This is a genomic window from Bacillota bacterium, from assembly GCA_040755295.1.
Lineage (GTDB): Bacteria > Bacillota > Desulfotomaculia > Desulfotomaculales > Ammonificaceae > SURF-55.
The window spans coordinates 20887-37122 of record JBFMBK010000004.1; the positions used below are offsets into that span (position 1 = coordinate 20887).

The 16236-nt window shown below is 55.6% G+C and carries 17 protein-coding genes and 1 pseudogene; all 18 read left to right on the forward strand.

Annotated features, from left to right (window positions below):
• Positions 1 to 8: 8 nt before the first annotated feature.
• Entirely contained in the window at positions 9 to 230 is a 222-nt protein-coding gene (locus tag AB1500_04375; protein MEW6182399.1) for a hypothetical protein, read from the forward strand.
• Positions 231 to 245: 15 nt separating this feature from the next.
• Positions 246 to 1241 (forward strand): annotated as a pseudogene (locus AB1500_04380) (Ger(x)C family spore germination protein).
• A gap of 18 nt (positions 1242 to 1259) precedes the next feature.
• A complete protein-coding gene (locus tag AB1500_04385; GenBank protein MEW6182400.1) occupies positions 1260 to 1511 on the forward strand; it encodes a hypothetical protein in 252 nt (83 codons plus the stop codon).
• A 580-nt stretch (positions 1512 to 2091) separates the two neighbouring features.
• The gene (locus AB1500_04390; GenBank protein ID MEW6182401.1) at positions 2092 to 2553 is read left to right on the forward strand and encodes a RidA family protein; all 462 of its coding nucleotides are present in this window, start codon (positions 2092 to 2094) and stop codon (positions 2551 to 2553) included.
• A gap of 384 nt (positions 2554 to 2937) precedes the next feature.
• Positions 2938 to 3192 carry a DUF4321 domain-containing protein gene (locus AB1500_04395; protein ID MEW6182402.1) on the forward strand — a complete coding sequence of 85 codons (255 nt, stop codon included), beginning with the start codon at positions 2938 to 2940 and terminating at the stop codon, positions 3190 to 3192.
• Positions 3189 to 3761 (forward strand): Maf family protein, encoded by a 573-nt coding sequence (locus tag AB1500_04400; protein MEW6182403.1) that lies wholly within the window; start codon positions 3189 to 3191, stop codon positions 3759 to 3761. Before AB1500_04395 ends, AB1500_04400 begins: the two co-directional genes overlap by 4 nt.
• A gap of 375 nt (positions 3762 to 4136) precedes the next feature.
• Positions 4137 to 4856, forward strand: a complete 720-nt coding sequence (gene radC / locus AB1500_04405) for a DNA repair protein RadC (protein MEW6182404.1) — start codon at positions 4137 to 4139, stop codon at positions 4854 to 4856.
• Positions 4857 to 4878: 22 nt separating this feature from the next.
• The gene (locus tag AB1500_04410; GenBank protein ID MEW6182405.1) at positions 4879 to 5910 is read left to right on the forward strand and encodes a rod shape-determining protein; all 1032 of its coding nucleotides are present in this window, start codon (positions 4879 to 4881) and stop codon (positions 5908 to 5910) included.
• Between the two features lie 2 nt (positions 5911 to 5912).
• Positions 5913 to 6731 carry a rod shape-determining protein MreC gene (mreC, locus tag AB1500_04415; GenBank protein ID MEW6182406.1) on the forward strand — a complete coding sequence of 273 codons (819 nt, stop codon included), beginning with the start codon at positions 5913 to 5915 and terminating at the stop codon, positions 6729 to 6731.
• A gap of 110 nt (positions 6732 to 6841) precedes the next feature.
• The gene (gene mreD, locus AB1500_04420; GenBank protein ID MEW6182407.1) at positions 6842 to 7339 is read left to right on the forward strand and encodes a rod shape-determining protein MreD; all 498 of its coding nucleotides are present in this window, start codon (positions 6842 to 6844) and stop codon (positions 7337 to 7339) included.
• 1 nt (position 7340) lies between these two features.
• Positions 7341 to 9326 (forward strand): penicillin-binding protein 2, encoded by a 1986-nt coding sequence (gene mrdA, locus AB1500_04425; GenBank protein MEW6182408.1) that lies wholly within the window; start codon positions 7341 to 7343, stop codon positions 9324 to 9326.
• 214 nt (positions 9327 to 9540) lie between these two features.
• Positions 9541 to 9972, forward strand: coding sequence for a septum site-determining protein MinC (locus tag AB1500_04430; GenBank protein MEW6182409.1), 432 nt, complete (start codon positions 9541 to 9543; stop codon positions 9970 to 9972).
• Between the two features lie 326 nt (positions 9973 to 10298).
• Positions 10299 to 11093, forward strand: coding sequence for a septum site-determining protein MinD (minD, locus tag AB1500_04435; protein MEW6182410.1), 795 nt, complete (start codon positions 10299 to 10301; stop codon positions 11091 to 11093).
• Between the two features lie 97 nt (positions 11094 to 11190).
• Complete coding sequence (gene minE, locus AB1500_04440; GenBank protein ID MEW6182411.1) at positions 11191 to 11472, forward strand: cell division topological specificity factor MinE; 282 nt, start codon at positions 11191 to 11193, stop codon at positions 11470 to 11472.
• Between the two features lie 334 nt (positions 11473 to 11806).
• Entirely contained in the window at positions 11807 to 13933 is a 2127-nt protein-coding gene (gene rnr, locus AB1500_04445) for a ribonuclease R (protein MEW6182412.1), read from the forward strand.
• A gap of 156 nt (positions 13934 to 14089) precedes the next feature.
• A complete protein-coding gene (rplM, locus tag AB1500_04450) occupies positions 14090 to 14518 on the forward strand; it encodes a 50S ribosomal protein L13 (protein MEW6182413.1) in 429 nt (142 codons plus the stop codon).
• Positions 14519 to 14582: 64 nt separating this feature from the next.
• Positions 14583 to 14975: a 30S ribosomal protein S9 gene (rpsI, locus tag AB1500_04455; protein MEW6182414.1), complete on the forward strand. Its 393-nt coding sequence runs from the start codon at positions 14583 to 14585 to the stop codon at positions 14973 to 14975.
• A gap of 513 nt (positions 14976 to 15488) precedes the next feature.
• Positions 15489 to 16175 carry an N-acetylmuramoyl-L-alanine amidase gene (locus AB1500_04460; protein MEW6182415.1) on the forward strand — a complete coding sequence of 229 codons (687 nt, stop codon included), beginning with the start codon at positions 15489 to 15491 and terminating at the stop codon, positions 16173 to 16175.
• Positions 16176 to 16236 lie beyond the last annotated feature (61 nt).

Sequence of the window (16236 nt, forward strand, 5' to 3'; positions counted from 1 at the left end):
GAGGGGTTTTGCAGCGGGTTGTCGCGCTGTTTCTGGCGGTTGTCCTTTCAGCCCTGGCGGCGGGCTGCTGGGATGTTGTGGAGATCGAAGACCAGGCCTACGTTACGGGGATGAGCGTGGACATCGCTTCCGGGAATAAAATCAAGTTGACGGCCCAGGTTGTGAACCCGCGTGTCATCGGCGGCGGCGCCAGGGGAATAACTCCCGCCGCGAGCATCTCCGCGAAGTGATTCGAGAACTACCAGGCGGTCGGGCCGACCGCCTTCGAAGCGCTGAGGAAGATGAACCTGTTGGTGCCGCGGCGGATCACTATGACCCAGAACCGCGAGGTAATATTTTCCGAAAGGCTTGCGCGCAAAGGCCTTCTTCATGTACTGAGCTTTTTCAACCGTCGCGAAGAAAGCCGCAAGCTAAGCTTTGCGATGGTCGGGAGAGGGGAGATGGAGGAGATCATGGACGTTCCGGGCGCGATCGAGACGTGCGCGACGCTGCGCATCGAGGCGATTTTACGCCACCAGAGGTTTACATACTACTTTCCGGTTGTGCGCTTGGGCGATTTCATGGATACGATGAGCCAGGAGGGGCGGGAGGCATACTGTCCGGTGGTCAGGGTACGGAAGAATCCGACTCAGACCCTCCGACCGTACAAGAACGCCCCCAACACTGCTCCGGAGCCCTATCTCGAAATAGAAGTAGGGGGCACGGCGCTTTTCAGGAAGGACAGACTTGTCGGGTTTCTGGACGATACGGAAACGCGCGGGCTCCTGTGGACCCAGGGGATTGTTAGGGGAGGCCCGCTCCCGCTGCCCTGCCCCAAAGGGAAGAATTACACCACGATCGAGGTAATCCGCTCGAATGCTGAAATGAAACCGGAGATAACACGCGACGGGCGGCTGAAGATTACTGTAAACATCCGGGAGGAGGCCAACCTCGAAGAAACCGAGTGCGACCTTGATGTGGGGAAGCCGGAGGGGATAAAGAAGCTTGACGCGCTGCAGTCCAAAGTTATCGCGAGGGAGGTGACAAGCGCGGTGCGTAAGGCCCAGGCGTGTAAAAGCGACGTCTTTGGTTTCGGCGCGGCCTTTCACCGGCGTTACCCCCGCCAATGGCGGGCGATGGAGAAGAACTGGTCCGAGCAGCATTTTCCCAGGGTTGAGGTAAAGGTCGCGGCCGACGCCAGGATAAGGCGCACCGGACTGCGGAAGTCGCCGCTTACGACGACGTCGAAACTGAGAAAATAAACAAGAAGCGAGGGTTAAATGGCCTATATCTTGCTCTTGATTCTGATTTTCACGGCAATGGCTTACTTTGAGGTGCCCCGCATGCTTAAGAACAACATGCGCCGGGAACTGTACGCCTTTATCGTGATTTCCGCCCTTGGTTTCACCCTGGCAGCCGGTCAGATCTTACACCTTCCGCTGCCGAACATCACCAAAGGGATTGAGACGGTTGTCAGACCGTTGTACGAGGCGGTGGAGACGCTGCTGCTGCCGCCGGAATTTCCTAAATAGAAACCATTCCAGCCGCCAAGACGCCAAGAAAAACAGTATTAAAAAGGGTGCAGTCTGCTATGAAACGCAGATAGAAAGGAGTTTAAACCCGCACGGCGAAAATACAAACGTCAGACCGAAGACGAATATGCGGTTCATCTTGACCTTGGCAGAGGCCGCAGGCAGCAGGGAGAATATAGAAGGTAGAATGCAGAAGGTAGAAGGCGGAAGGGAGAAGAGGAAAGGTAAGGGTTACGTTAAGTCCCGGATCGGAGGTCCTCAGTCGTTGGTTAGAAGTCACGAGTCACAAGTCGCGGGTTCCGAGTCGGGAGTCAGTGCGGAACCAATCTTTAGTCTAGGAGCAGTAGGCGTTAGATAGTAGATAGTAGGTAGTAGGTAGTAGGTAAAGATAGAAGTCCTCAGCCGACAGTCCTCGGTCCTCAGTATGGACTGGACGAAGCAGCCTTTTAAGTATTCCGGCATTTGATTCCGGTTTCAAAATTCTCCATTCTATATACTGACTACTGAATTCTGGTTTTAATTCTGTATTCTGTTTTACACTTTGAACCTTGAACCTTGAACTTTTTAGGGGGGAGTTGCGGTGGGGTGTGAGGAGCGGCTTAAGGAAATGGGGATAGCGCTGCCGGAGGCGCCGCGTCCCGTGGCGGCATACGTTCCCTTTGTCGTGGTCAACGATCTGGTCTTTACCTCGGGACAGCTTCCCGTGGCGGACGGCGCGCTGCGTTACACCGGAAGGGTGGGGGAGGAACTGACCTTGGAAGCGGGTCAGACCGCGGCGCGGCTGTGCGCCGTAAACTGCCTTGCGGTGGTGCGGGCGGCGGCGGGGAGCCTGGATAAAGTGCTGCAGGTGGTAAAAATAACCGGGTACGTGGCGGGCGCGCCGGGTTTCTACGGGCAGCCTCAAGTCCTGAACGGGGCCTCTGAGCTTTTAGAGTCGGTTTTCGGGGCGGCGGGCCGTCACGCGCGGGCGGCGGTGGGCGTCAGCGCCCTGCCGCTGGGTGCGCCCGTGGAACTGGAAATGGTGGTTAGGATATCGGTCTGATCAAGGGAGCGGAGGGTCTTTTACGCCTTATTACGTTGTAACTATTCAACTTATATTACACTTACCCAGCACTCAACTTTATGTGTAAAAGCAGCGGAATCAGGCCGCCTTCACCGGCTGAGTTGAGTGCGGGGCGGTGAGAGGCAAGCAATTGGGAAGTGAGAAGTGCGGGATTGGAAGTGGGATTCCCGCGCCCAACATGGTACCTGAATAGTTGCCTTCAGTTGAGGGGAATTCTACCACCCCAATGCGGCTTGTCAAGCGCGTCTCGTTTAGGATAAACTTAATACGGTATGCAGTAGGTAGTAGGCAGTATTTCTTCTTATTTTGTCTACTATCTGCTGTCTACTGTATGCTGCCTGCTGTATTGGGGGATTGAGTTTGGTGAGAACGCCCAGGACTTCCGGGAACCCGTGGCTTCTGGTGGCGTTAATCGTTATCGGCGGCCTCGCGGGGAGCGCCCTCGGAGATTCTTTGGCCGGGGCTGTTCCCTTTCTGAAAAACGCCTCTCATCTGGGTTTTGGCCCGGCCATTATTAATCTGGAGTTCTTGAGTTTCACCGTCGGTTTTTCCATGGTGATGGGGCCGCTTACGGTCCTGGGTTTTATCGTGGGATACCTCGCATACAGAAGGCTATGAAACGACTTTTTCTTGCTTCAACATCGCCCCGGCGGCGGGCGCTCCTGGCAACTCTGGGCGTCGAGTTCGAGGTCCTGACGGCGTCCGTGGATGAAACGATGCCCCCGCTCCCTCCGGAAAAGGCGGTGGAGGTTCTCGCAACACGGAAAGCGCAGGCCGCGGCCAAAAGGATACCGGAAGGCCTGATTATCGGCGCCGATACCGTGGTCGTTCACCGCGGCCGCGTTCTCGGGAAACCCGTGGACGCCGCCCAGGCCAGGGAAATGCTCTCTTCCCTTCAGGGCAACGGACACACGGTTTTTACCGGAGTGGCCGTGCTGGCGATGCCGGAGGGGGCGGCAGCGGTCGGGCATGAGCAGACAAATGTCTATTTTGCCCCCCTCGGAAAGGATGAGATTAACGCCTACGTGGCTACCGGTGAACCTCTCGACAAGGCGGGAGCTTATGCGGCGCAGGGTTTGGGCGGGGTTTTCATCCGGAGGATTGAGGGATGTTACTTTAACGTCGTTGGCCTGCCGCTCAACCTGCTTGGCGATTTGCTCAGGGGTTTCGGTTTGAACCTGCTTTAAGAAGGTGTGAGGCGGGAGGTTGAAGGAGATCTGTGCAGGATTGCAGGAAAGAATAACCACAGAGACACAGAGCATTCATTTTTGTTATTAAGTCTTGGTATCTCTGTTCTCTGTGAACTCTATGCCTCTGTGGTGAAATATTTTGGTTCCGGTTTTAACCTGAAAATGGATGACTGTGCGCGGAAGGTAGGAAGGCGGAATTTGTAGAATTATTGTTCTTGGAAAAACCGGTTATGGTTTTATACACTTCCGGTCTGCGTGCAGGGTTATTGATAAGACCAGTGGTAAAGATAATAATGCGGTGCGGGCCGGATAAGGTTTTTCTAAAAACGACGAGACTGCGCGATTTGTGTTTTTGAGCCAAGCGGAGATTAGATGAAAGAGCCGGAGGATAAAAACAAAGAAAACGCGGCGGTTTACCGGGTTGCGATACGCGACCTGCCCCAGTCGGCAAGACCGCGCGAGCGGCTATGGCGGGAAGGCCCCGGGATGCTTACCGAAACGGAACTGCTCGCCATTATTCTGCGGACGGGTTCACGGGCCGGGTCGGCGCTAGACCTTGCCGGGTACCTTCTGGGGTTGTTCGGCGGTTTTACAGGACTTGGCAGGGTATCGCTCGAGGAGTTGAGCGCGGTAACAGGAATGGGTCCCGCCAAGGCGGCTCAGGTGGCTGCCGCGCTTGAACTCGGCCGGAGGCTCGGTGACCCGGCTGCAACGCGTCCGGTGATTACCACGCCGGATGATGCTTCCCGCCTTGTGATGAGCCGGATGCGGCACCTTGACAGGGAAGAGTTCAGGGTGATTTTGCTTGATACGAAAAATCACGTGATACAAATCGAAACTGTGGCTGTTGGAACGCTTAACAGCACCGGGGTACAGCCCCGGGAGGTTTTTAAAAACGCGATCCGGCGCAGCGCGGCGGCGTTAATCCTGGCGCACAACCACCCGAGCGGTGACCCGACGCCGACCCGCGAGGATGTCGCGCTTACCCGGCGGCTTATTCAGGCCGGAGAACTTGTAGGAATTGAAATCCTAGACCACATCATCATCGGGGATAATAGATATGTCAGCCTGAAGGCGGAAAAACTGATCTGATGAAGAAGGGAGCCTGGAAGAGTTGCGTTTAGGCCTTTTTTCCAGGGACATGGGGATTGACTTAGGGACGGCCAACAGTCTCGTTTTTGTGAAAAAACGCGGCGTTGTGCTCCGGGAACCGTCGGTTGTGGCGATTGAAAGGGATACGGGACAGGTGCTTGCGGTGGGGGAAGAGGCTAAACAGATGATCGGCCGCACCCCCGGTAACATTGTGGCGATCAGGCCGCTCAAAGACGGGGTTATCGCCGACTTCGACACTACCCAGGCGATGATCCGCTACTTCATTAACAAAGCCCTTAGGAACAAGACTTTTTTCATCCGGCCCAGGGTGATAGTCGGTGTCCCGTCAGGAGTAACGCCGGTCGAGGAGCGGGCGGTGCGTGAGGCGGCGATTCAGGCCGGAGCGCGCGAAGTCTACCTGATCGAGGAACCGATGGCTGCGGCCATAGGCGCCGGCCTGCCGGTGCACGAGCCCACCGGGAACATGATCGTTGATATCGGCGGCGGGACGACGGAGGTCGCGGTCATTTCTCTCGGCGGAATCGTGACGAGCAGTTCGATCCGCATCGCCGGCGACGAAATGGATGAGGCGATTATCCAGTACATCAAACGGAACTACAACCTGATGATCGGCGAGCGCACCGCGGAAGACATCAAGATTAAAATCGGGTCGGCATACAAACCGACGGGTATGTTGGACGAAGAGGTGCGCGGCCGGGATCTTGTTACGGGTCTGCCCAAAACGGTTAGGATTTCCGCTGCGGAGATCCACCAGGCGCTGTCCGAAACGGTGGCGGCGATCATCGAAACGATTAAGAGTACCCTCGAGCGAACCCCGCCGGAACTGGCGGCCGATATAATGGACCGCGGTATCATTATGGCGGGTGGAGGAGCACTCCTTCAGGGTTTGGACCGTCTTGTCAGCGAAGAGACGGGGATGCCTGTATGCCTGGCGGACGAGCCCCTTTCGGCCGTTGCACAGGGAACAGGGAAGGTTCTTGACAACATCGCGGTGTTGCGCCGGGTGCTCTTACAACCACGAAAGGTGATCTAACGGTGTCCTGGCAAGTTACAAAGAAAATTTTATTGGTGTTAATCCTTGTCGGGCTGACGGTGGCTGCCATGCGCCTGACGGCGATCGATCGAACCGGGGAGCAGAACTCTTTCTGGGTGTGGGCGAGGGACAAGGCGGCTCCGCTTCAGCAGGGGATGTGGCGAACCGCTCGGATTGTTAACGCCGGCGCGGCCTTTGTTTTTTCTTGGGGCCGGGAGACCGGTTATTCCCGCTCCCTGGAAAAAAAGGTGGCCGATCTGGAGGGACAAATCCAGAGACTGCAGGCCGTGGAACAAGAAAACCAGAGGCTTAGGGCGCTGTTAAACTACCAGACGACGCACGAAAAGTCCGGTATCGTAGCGGCGGTGATCGGTCGTGATCCAGATAACTGGTTCAGCACGGTTATCATCAACCGCGGCAAGGTACACGGCATCATACGGGGGGCGGTTGTTGTATCACCGGCAGGCTTGATAGGAAGGGTGCTGGCGGTTAGCGACAACACCGCGGAGGTCCTTCTGATTACGGACCCGCGCAGCGCTGTGGGGAGTACGGTATACGAAACGCAGGTACCCGGTATCGTTCGTGGAGCGCTTGATACGACCGGCAGGTTAAGGATGCAGTACGTGGTCAAGGATGAAACGGTTCGCAAAGGGTTTGCGGTTCTGACCTCGAACCTCAGCGGTGTTTTCCCCCCGGGGATACCCGTCGGGAAAGTGACCGGGGTGGAAGAGGAGGGAAGCGGACTGTTTAAAACGGTTTTCCTCAAAACCGCGGTAGACCTCAGCCGGTTGGATGAGGTACTGGTGCTTGCCAAAAAGTAGTAAGTCAGTAGATAGAAGGTAGAAGTCGGAAGTCGGGATTCACGAGTCAGGATTCTTTCTTCTCCATTCCATATTCTAGATTCTACATTCTAAATTGGAGTTTTTAGGCCATGCGGGTCATTCTGATGCTGTGTCTTATCGCCGTCGCGATTCTTCTGGAGCAGACCGTTTTGAATTTCCTCCGGGTGGCCGGGGTGAAACCGGACCTTCTGCTCCTGCTGGTGGTTTTTAACGGTTTCTTAAAAGGCCCGCGTGAAGGGGCCTTTTGGGGTTTCATTGCGGGTATACTGGAAGATTTAGCCTTCGGGTATTACATAGGACTTCATGCTTTGAGCAAGCTTGCGGCGGGTTACGTCGCGGGCCTGGGGGAGTACGTTTATAAAGAGAATTCGATTGTGGCCGCGGCCATGGTTTGGGGTACCAGCCTCGTTTCCGGTTGTGTGATGTACGTCCTGCTTCTTACGTTGGGAATCGCCCTGGCACCGGGCGAGGTCTTCTTGCGGGTGGTATTGCCCGCAGCCGTTTACAACGGACTTGTGAGTCTGTTGTTTTACCAGCCGTACAGAAACTCAACAATTCGCGGGATTTTGCGGGAGGAAAGGTTCTGATTTGGAACGGAAATTGGTTGACAAGAAAACAACTGTTTTGCTGGTTATAATCACCGCGGTTTTTCTCGTCCTTTTCTTCCGGTTGGCTCAGCTTCAGATTTTCCAGACCGAGCGGTTCGAGATGATGGCCCGGGAAAACCGGTTGCGCCCGATGAACATCCGTGCGCCGCGGGGGGAAATCATGGACCGGTTCGGCCGGAAGATTGTGGGGAACCATCCCGTCTTTACTATCTCGTTAGCCAACCTGGGGGAACCGGTTTCCCCGGAGGTAATCAAAAGGCTCTCCAAGGTTATCGACAAAAGCGAAGCGGAAATCGAACAAAAACTTGCGGCGCACACCCTTCCTTACGAGCCGGTGCGTGTGGCTACGGATGTTCCACTGGATCTCGTGACCTATATCGAAGAGCACCAGGAGGATTTTCCCGGCGTGCTGGTGGACATAACCCCGGTGCGCTATTATCCGTACGGGACGATGCTGGCACATGTTCTCGGTTACGTTCAGGAGATTAAGCCGAAACAATTGAAAGAACATAAGGAGGAAGGGTACAAGCTCGGCGATGCGTACGGCCAGGACGGGTTGGAGTATGTGTTTGAAAACTACCTCCGGGGCAAGGACGGCGCCCGCTACGTGGAGGTGGATTCGATGGGGCACCCGGTGCGCGACCTTGGGATAACCGAGCCGGTGGCGGGGTCAAACCTCGTCCTTACTATCGATCTGAACCTGCAGAGGGTTGCCGAAGAAGCGTTGAAACGGGTGATTGAAGCGTCGCGGAAGGAAGGGAACACGGCGCCCGGCGGCGCGGCGGTGGCGGTAGACGTTCGGACGGGCGAGATTCTGGCAATGGCCAGTTCCCCGGTGTACGACCCTGCCGTGTTTACGGGAGATATGACGCCGCAGGAGGTACAGAGCGTTTTCGGAGCGCCCAACAAGCCCTTTTTAAACCGGGCGCTCAGGGCTTACCCGCCAGGCTCGACGTTCAAGATGATAACTGCCCTGGCGGGCCTTGAATCGGGGAAGATAACGCCCAAGTTCCGGATTTATGACCCGGGCGTTTTCCGCCTCGGAAGGGTGTACAACGACTGGCTGGTGGGCGGGCACGGACAGGTGGACCTGCTCAAGGGGATTCAGGTTTCCTGCGACGTTTATTTCTGGACGGTCGGCAATATCACCGGAATCAACAATATAGCCAAGACGGCCAAAATGTTCGGCCTCGGCGAGAAAACCGGACTCGGTCTGCCCGGTGAAATGGCAGGGGTGGTACCGACGCCGGAGTACAAGTATAACACGGTGAAGACTTACCTCGATTCTGTTTATCAGCCGCAGCTTGAGGCGGTCGACAAGGAATACAAGCTTCTCCTGTCCCGGACCGAAGATCCTGAAGAAAAAACGAAGCTGGAAAAGGAGCGTGACAGCAAAAAGGCCGGGATTCAGGCGCAGTATGATCGTTACGCCTGGGATCTCAAATGGCGCGCTTACGATACCCTTAACACCTCGATCGGTCAGGGGTATAATCTTTACACGCCGCTTCAGCTCGCCGACTATGCGGCGATGATCGCGAACGGGGGCACCGGTTACAGACCTTATCTGGTGAAAAAAGTGGTCGGGCCTAAAGGGGAAAAGGTGGTCGAGTTTAAGCCCGAAGTAATCCGGAGGGCGGACGTTAAGCCGGAAAACCTGAAAGTGGTTCAGGAAGGGATGGCGCTGGTCACCAAGCCGGGCGGTACGGCCTACGGATCTTTCTACGATTTTTCGATCCCTGCGGCCGCGAAAACGGGATCGGCCGAGGCGCCGGGAGGGGCGACCCACGGGCTTACCGTGGCTTACGCGCCGGCGGATAAACCGGAAATAGCGGTAGCGGTTGCGGTGGAGAACGCGGGACACGGTGGTTCGGTGGCGGCGCCGGTGGTGCGGGATATTCTTGCGGCGTATCTCGGCCTGCCGTTGCGGATGCAGGACGAGCTTCAAAAAGACGGTGCGGGCGACTGATTCGGACCGCTGACAACAATTCATTTCCAACAGCATGCCGTGTTTTTACCAATGTTGAAGAATATCACTGAAAACCTATGGATTTTGTCAGATAATTAAATAAAAAGCGTTTAAATCACCGGATATTTTAGTTTGGTTTAGCAGGATTTGGTTCCCCGGCGGCGAATAGGTAAGGGGAGGAGGGGGATAAATTATGGGGCCAGAGCCCGGGCAGATGTTGGCCGAATCCCGGGTCGTCAGAGCGGAGGAATACCAGACGGTCCTGGTTCAAAGGACTTTGCGATCTGGACAAAGCGTTTATTATCCCGGAAACGTGGTTGTCTTAGGGGATGTTAATCCCGGAGCGCAGGTGGCGGCTACGGGTGATGTGATCGTTATAGGAGCCCTGAGGGGCACGGTGCACGCAGGTGCCGGCGGAAACGAAAAAGCGATGGTGATCGCTTTCAGATTTGAGCCCACGCAGCTCCGGATAGCAGGCCATATTTCGAGACCGCCGGAAGGCATGGTTTCGGCGGGGCAACCCGAGGTGGCGCGCATCAAAGAAGGTGTGGTAACCATTGATCCCTTTCTGACTGCGGGGGAGCGCCAGACAAGCAGTCTGAGGATCCCAAAGTCGCCTGATGACGATCATGAGGAAGAATCATAGATTCAGCCTGCAGACTTGGAAGAGTGTTGCAAAACATCACTAAAAATATAACGGCCGGTTTCGGTGATCAGACTTGTCGCGCTCAATGAATGATTGAAAACGCAGGGGTTGTATCGGCACGATTTGAGTGCTGGGCGGAGACCGAAAAACAGATGTAGGATGAAGGATGCAACGGCTTCTTAGAGCGAAGGTCGGAAGAACGTGGTTGGGCGCGGGATGTTTGGGTCGACCTGCCGCTTCCGGCGTCTGACCTTTGTGCGGAAAGCCAGGTGAGGTTTTAGCGCAATATACCAAGAAGAAAATTTTAGGTGTAGGGAGGACACGTAATGGGAGAGGTCATTGTAGTTACTTCTGGCAAAGGGGGGGTCGGTAAAACCACGGCCACGGCGAACATCGGCGCGGGGCTGGCCCTGCGTGGTTACAAGGTGGCCCTGATAGACGCCGACATCGGCCTCCGGAACCTCGACGTGGTTCTGGGTTTAGAAAACCGTATTGTCTATGACCTTGTGGACGTTGCCCACGGCCATTGCCGGTTAAAGCAGGCCTTGATTAAGGACAAGCGTTTTGAGGGCCTTCACCTTTTGCCGGCCGCGCAGACTAAAGACAAAACGGCGGTTAAGCCCGAGCAGATGAAGGAGATATGCCTCCAGCTTAAGGAGGAATTCGATTACGTAATCATCGATTGTCCGGCCGGAATAGAGCAGGGGTTCCGCAACGCCATCGCCGGAGCGGAAAAGGCTATTGTGATTACAACACCGGAGGTTTCAGCGGTACGCGACGCCGACCGGGTGATCGGGCTCCTGGAAGCCGCAGACCTGCGTGAGCCGAAACTGGTTATAAACCGGTTAAGACCAAAGATGGTCCGGCAGGGAGACATGATGAACATAGATGATATTATCGATATCCTTGCGATAGACCTCCTCGGGGTAATACCGGAGGACGAGCAGATAATAGTTACCACTAACCGGGGCGACACCGTGGTTCTGGACGACCGGTCCCGCTCAGGGGAGGCCTTCCGGAACGTTACGCTGCGGATCCTGGGTGACCCCGTACCGCTGATGGAACTTGAGCGAAACGGGAACCTTTTTACACGGTTGCGCAAGATAATCGGCCTTAGTTAGCAGAAGCATTATTTTAAAGCCATTATGGATGGCTGCGATTCGGGAATATTTGAGTTATTTTTATAAAGGGATCAACCATTGGAAAGGAGGCAGGGCCTTGCTTGAGTTCTTAGCGCGGCTTTTTCAGCGGAGTTCCCCGGGTAGCAAAGATATGGCGAGAGACAGGCTTCGCCTGGTTCTTGTTCACGACCGGGCGAATATATCGCCCGAACTGTTAAACATGCTCAAAGACGATCTCATCCGGGCGGTATCAAAGTATTTCGATATAAATGAGAACAGCCTGGAGATTACCCTTGATACCTCGGACAACATGGTGGCCCTTGTGGCGAGTATTCCGGTACAAAGCGTCAAGAGATCGGTGAAGATGGCCTCTGTTTAACGCTACAAGGAGCGATTTGAGCATGTAGGGCCGGAATACGGTTCCACGCCTCCCACCTCTCAAATCGCCGCGCCTGTGGGGTGTCTGAATAGCCACCTTTTGGGAGATAGGTTTTGAGGGGCGTCTGATAAGGAGATTGGCCGTCATGTGAGTGCGGCCTTTTTTTATTTGCCTTGGCTTTTACTTCCGGGTAGAATAAGCAGTAGCCGGAAAATAGAAGGTAGTATACAGAAGTTGTGAGTTGCAAGTCTTTTTTCTCTTCTGCATTCTATATTCTATATTCTGACTTTTGTATTCTGTTTTCTTTATAAAAGGAGGAGTTCCCCACTTCCAAATGACAAGTGAGAAAGAAGTTCTGGAATATATGCGCCGGAAAGTCTACCGCCCGCTTACCGAAGCCGAACTGGCACGGGTCTTTCTTCCGGAGGGCAGGGGACTGAACGCCTTTAAAAAGCTGCTCCGGCGGATGGTGGAAGACGGGCTGATCTACCAGACGCGCGCGGCGCGTTTCGGTTTACCGGAGCAGTTTAACCTGGCGGTGGGCCGGATTGAGAGCCACCGGAAGGGATACGCCTTTCTAATCCCGGACGCCGAGGGGAGTCCGGACGTCTTCCTGGGGCAGGAGAACCTGAGCGGGGCGATGCACAACGACCGGGTAGCCGTGCGCCTGCTGCCCGTGGGCAGGGGGAAGACCCGTGAGGGAGAGGTGGTCCGGGTCCTGAAACGGTGCAACCGTCGTCTGGTGGGCACGCTCAGCAAGAACAGGCGGTTTTCGGTAGTAATCCCGGATGACGCGCGGTTGGGTTCAGGTGTTGTAATACCGCGGGGGCGGATGACCGGAGCAAAGAACGGTGACAAGGTCGTGGTGGAGCTTACCGCCTACCCTTCGGCGAAGACCCCGTCGGAAGGCCGCGTGGTGGAAGTGCTCGGTCCCGGCGATGCGCCGGGTATGGATATCCTTACCTTATGCCGCCGCTACGAACTGACGGACGAATTCCCCGCGAAGGTGCTCGCGGAGGCTGCAGTCGTATCCGGGGTTATGGCGGAAGAAGAACTTCATGGGCGTCGCGACCTCAGGCAATGGTCGATTGTGACCATTGACGGGGAGAGCGCCAAGGACCTTGATGACGCGGTTAGTCTTGCGGTTCTGCCCGGGGGCGGTTACCAGCTCGGCGTCCACATCGCCGACGTAGGGTACTACGTCCGGGAAGGCGGCGCCTTGGACCGGGAGGCTATGGAGCGCGGGACCAGCGTTTACCTCCCCGGCCGGGTTATACCGATGCTGCCGCCGCGGCTTTCCAATGGAATCTGTAGCCTGAACCCGAACGAAGACCGGCTGACGTTTTCGGTGTTGATGAACATCGATCCCGAGGGCCGGGTGACAAGTCATGAGATATTTCCGTCGGTTATCCGTTCCCGCGAGCGGATGACATACGCGGCGGTATACCGGATTCTTGAAGGAGATTCGACCCTGGCTGAACGTTACCGTCCTCTCGTCGAAAAGTTCGACAGAATGCGGGATCTGTGTCTTGTTTTGCGCCGCCGCCGCCTCAACAAAGGGGCGATAGACTTCAACCTTCCGGAAACGTTTGTGAAGCTTGACGATTCCGGCAGGCCGCTTGATATTTTGCGGGCCGAGCGGACCATCGCCGAGCAGATCATAGAGGAATTCATGCTTCTGGCCAACGAGACGGTAGCAAGGCACGCCGCAATCCTCGGGTTGCCCTTCCTTTACCGGGTTCACCCGAAACCCGACGGCGAAAAACTCGCCACTCTGGAGCAGCTTCTGGGGGCTTTCGGGTACAGCACGCGGGGAATCACCCGGCTTGAACCGGCGAGTTTTCAGACGGTTCTCGACAACGTTACGGGAAAACCCGAGGAGAGGCTCATTAACATGGTGATGCTTCGCTCTATGAAGCAGGCCCGATATTCAGCGGAGCGCTCCGGTCACTTCGGTCTGGCGTCGGAATACTACACCCACTTCACCTCACCGATTCGGCGGTACCCCGATCTTTTCATCCACCGGGTACTGCGTGAAGCGCTTGACCGGGAACTGACGGAAAAACGGGCCGCCGAACTGCAGGCGCGGGCAGCCGCCGCAGCCGCGCTCTCATCGGAGCGGGAGAGGGTGTCGATAGAGGCGGAGCGTGAAGCGACGGACATCAAAAAAGTGGCTTTTATGCAGGATAAAATAGGAAATTTGTATGAAGGTTTTGTGAGCGGGGTTACCGCGTGGGGCCTTTATGTAGAGCTTCAGAACACCGTGGAAGGCCTGGTCCATGTCCGGACGCTTACCGACGATTTCTACGTCTATGATGAGAGGGGTTATACGTTGACGGGCCGGAACAGCGGCAGGATTTACCGCCTGGGGGATCCCGTCCGCGTACGGGTGGTCCGGGCTTCCACCGAAGACCGGACGATTGAATTCGAACTCTTGACAGATGGAAACGGTCTGTATTAAACTGTTCTTTGCATGATTATGGCTTAGAGTAACATTTCTGAAACCTAAACTGCCGGAAACGGTGGTATATTAAAGTTTGTTTGGAAGTCGCGAAACGCATTGGAGTTTCGCGAGGACAAAGGTCTTAACCGGGTCTTGATATAAGGAGTTGGAAAAATGCAGACATTTGTAGCAAAGCCGGGTGAGTTTGAACGCAAGTGGTATGTTCTTGACGCTGCGGGGAAACCCCTCGGCAGGCTGGCGACCGAAGCGGCGCGGGTCCTGCGCGGGAAGCATAAACCCATTTTTACCCCGCATGTTGACACGGGTGATCACGTCATCGTGATAAACGCCGATAAGGTGGTTCTTACCGGCAACAAGCTTCAGAATAAGTTCTACGTCCGGCATTCCGGGTATCCGGGCGGCCTAAAGATGGTTAATTACGCAACGCTGATGAAAACAAAGCCGGAACTTGCGGTCCGCAAGGCGATAACGGGGATGCTTCCCCACAATCGACTGGGGAGCCGCATGGCTGAAAAGCTGAAGGTGTACCGGGGGCCTGAGCATCCGCACCAGGCACAGAAGCCGGAACCCTTTGTGTTTTGAAAATAACGGTATCGGGTGCGTATCAAACAGAGAGTTTCAAAGCGATCATTAAAGGAGGATTAAGGTGGCCGGGGTAAATTTTTACGGCACAGGAAGGCGAAAGAATGCGATTGCCCGGGTTTTTCTTTCGCCCGGTGAGGGCAGTTTCGCAATAAACGAACAGACGCTTGAAAATTACTTCGGGCGTCAGACGCTCGAGGTTTTGATCCGGCAGCCGCTTGAGATCACCGGGATGGCGGGGCGTTTCGACGTGAGGGCCAAAGTCTTCGGCGGCGGGCCCAGCGGCCAGGCCGGCGCGATGCGTTTGGGCATCGCCCGGGCTTTGATCCAGGCGGACCCGAATCTGCGCTCCGCCCTGAAGAAGGCCGGTTTCTTGACGCGCGACCCGCGGATGAAGGAACGGCGTAAATACGGGCTGAAAAAGGCCCGGCGGGCGCCGCAGTTCTCGAAGCGTTAGCGACTATTCGGGCATGGGTTTCGGGACCCAATTCATCCAGCACTCAGCGGAGTAATTACACCCATTGATAGTAATGGTATCTATTAGCCGACTTGCACTCCGCGTATTAACGATGGATTTAACACCTGAGTGCTGGAAGTAGCCGGAATCCAGAATGTGCTTCGCAGTTGCTCACTTAAAATTAGGACCTGTAAGCTTGGAACTTAGAAGCAGTATTGTTAGCATACACGGAGCGCAACGAGAAGTGATGCAGTGCAAGGAAGAACGTTGGAGACGAACCGGAGCGTACATAGAGGTACGTGAGGATTCGGCTCCAACGGGTTGACGCAGCAATGCGTTGATTATCGTTGTGCCCTACGAAAGAAGAACCATTTTCCGAGTAATAACCCCTTTTCCGAAAACGTACTGTTTTAACAACACCAATTAACGGAGGAAGGGGGGCGTTTTCTGAAAAGGTCGAGGATTGGTCCCGCGCTTAAGATTTTCATTTTGGGTGTCGGGGCATATTTTTTTGTGGCCGCAGCCGTGCGGACGTACAACTTTACGGTGGTATCCGCCGAGCAGCGGGAAGTTGCGGCGCTGGCGCCCGTAATGATAGACAAACTGGTGGTGGTGGATGCCGGGCACGGCGGGCCTGACCCGGGGGTTGTCAGGGGCGATGTCCGGGAGAAAGACATCACGCTCGCGGTGGCGCTCAGGCTGGCCGGATTCCTGGAGCAGGGCGGCGCCCGGGTTATGCTCACGCGGGATAAGGACAGCGACGTGGCGAAACCCGACACCGGCGAAGGTGAGACCTGGAAACGCAGGGACCTCAAGGCGCGGGTGGCGGTGGCCAACGAAAACGGCGCCGATGTTTTTGTCAGCGTACATGTGAACAGCTTCCAGGAGGACAACGAACACGGCGCGCAGACTTTTTCGCAACCCGGCTGCCCTGACGGTCGCCAACTGGCGGGGGCTATTCAATCCGAACTTCAAACACTGCTGAGGAACACGAACCGCGTTCAGAAGGAGTGTGATTATTTCACCGGCCGTACGACCAAGATGCCTTCGGTTGTTGTGGAAATCGGTTTCCTTACAAACCCGCGCGAATTTTCCCTTCTGCAGCAGCCTAACTATCAGAGCAAGGTGGCCTTTGCCATCTACGCCGGTCTGGTGCGTTATTTTGCCGAGAAAGCGGGAGCGGTCCTTTCGTTACCGTAACGGAGTAGACAGTAGATAGAATATATAATATAGAATATAGTTTTCATTCTATATTCAGACT

What these genes read in the sequence shown, in the direction of transcription:
- AB1500_04385 (MEW6182400.1), top strand. Translation starts at nt 1,260, where the DNA reads ATGGCCTATATCTTGCTCTTGATTCTGATTTTCACGGCAATGGCTTAC.
- AB1500_04400 (MEW6182403.1), top strand. Translation starts at nt 3,189, where the DNA reads ATGAAACGACTTTTTCTTGCTTCAACATCGCCCCGGCGGCGGGCGCTC.
- radC (MEW6182404.1), top strand. Translation starts at nt 4,137, where the DNA reads ATGAAAGAGCCGGAGGATAAAAACAAAGAAAACGCGGCGGTTTACCGG.
- mreD (MEW6182407.1), top strand. Translation starts at nt 6,842, where the DNA reads ATGCGGGTCATTCTGATGCTGTGTCTTATCGCCGTCGCGATTCTTCTG.
- AB1500_04430 (MEW6182409.1), top strand. Translation starts at nt 9,541, where the DNA reads ATGTTGGCCGAATCCCGGGTCGTCAGAGCGGAGGAATACCAGACGGTC.
- minD (MEW6182410.1), top strand. Translation starts at nt 10,299, where the DNA reads ATGGGAGAGGTCATTGTAGTTACTTCTGGCAAAGGGGGGGTCGGTAAA.
- rnr (MEW6182412.1), top strand. Translation starts at nt 11,807, where the DNA reads ATGACAAGTGAGAAAGAAGTTCTGGAATATATGCGCCGGAAAGTCTAC.
- rplM (MEW6182413.1), top strand. Translation starts at nt 14,090, where the DNA reads ATGCAGACATTTGTAGCAAAGCCGGGTGAGTTTGAACGCAAGTGGTAT.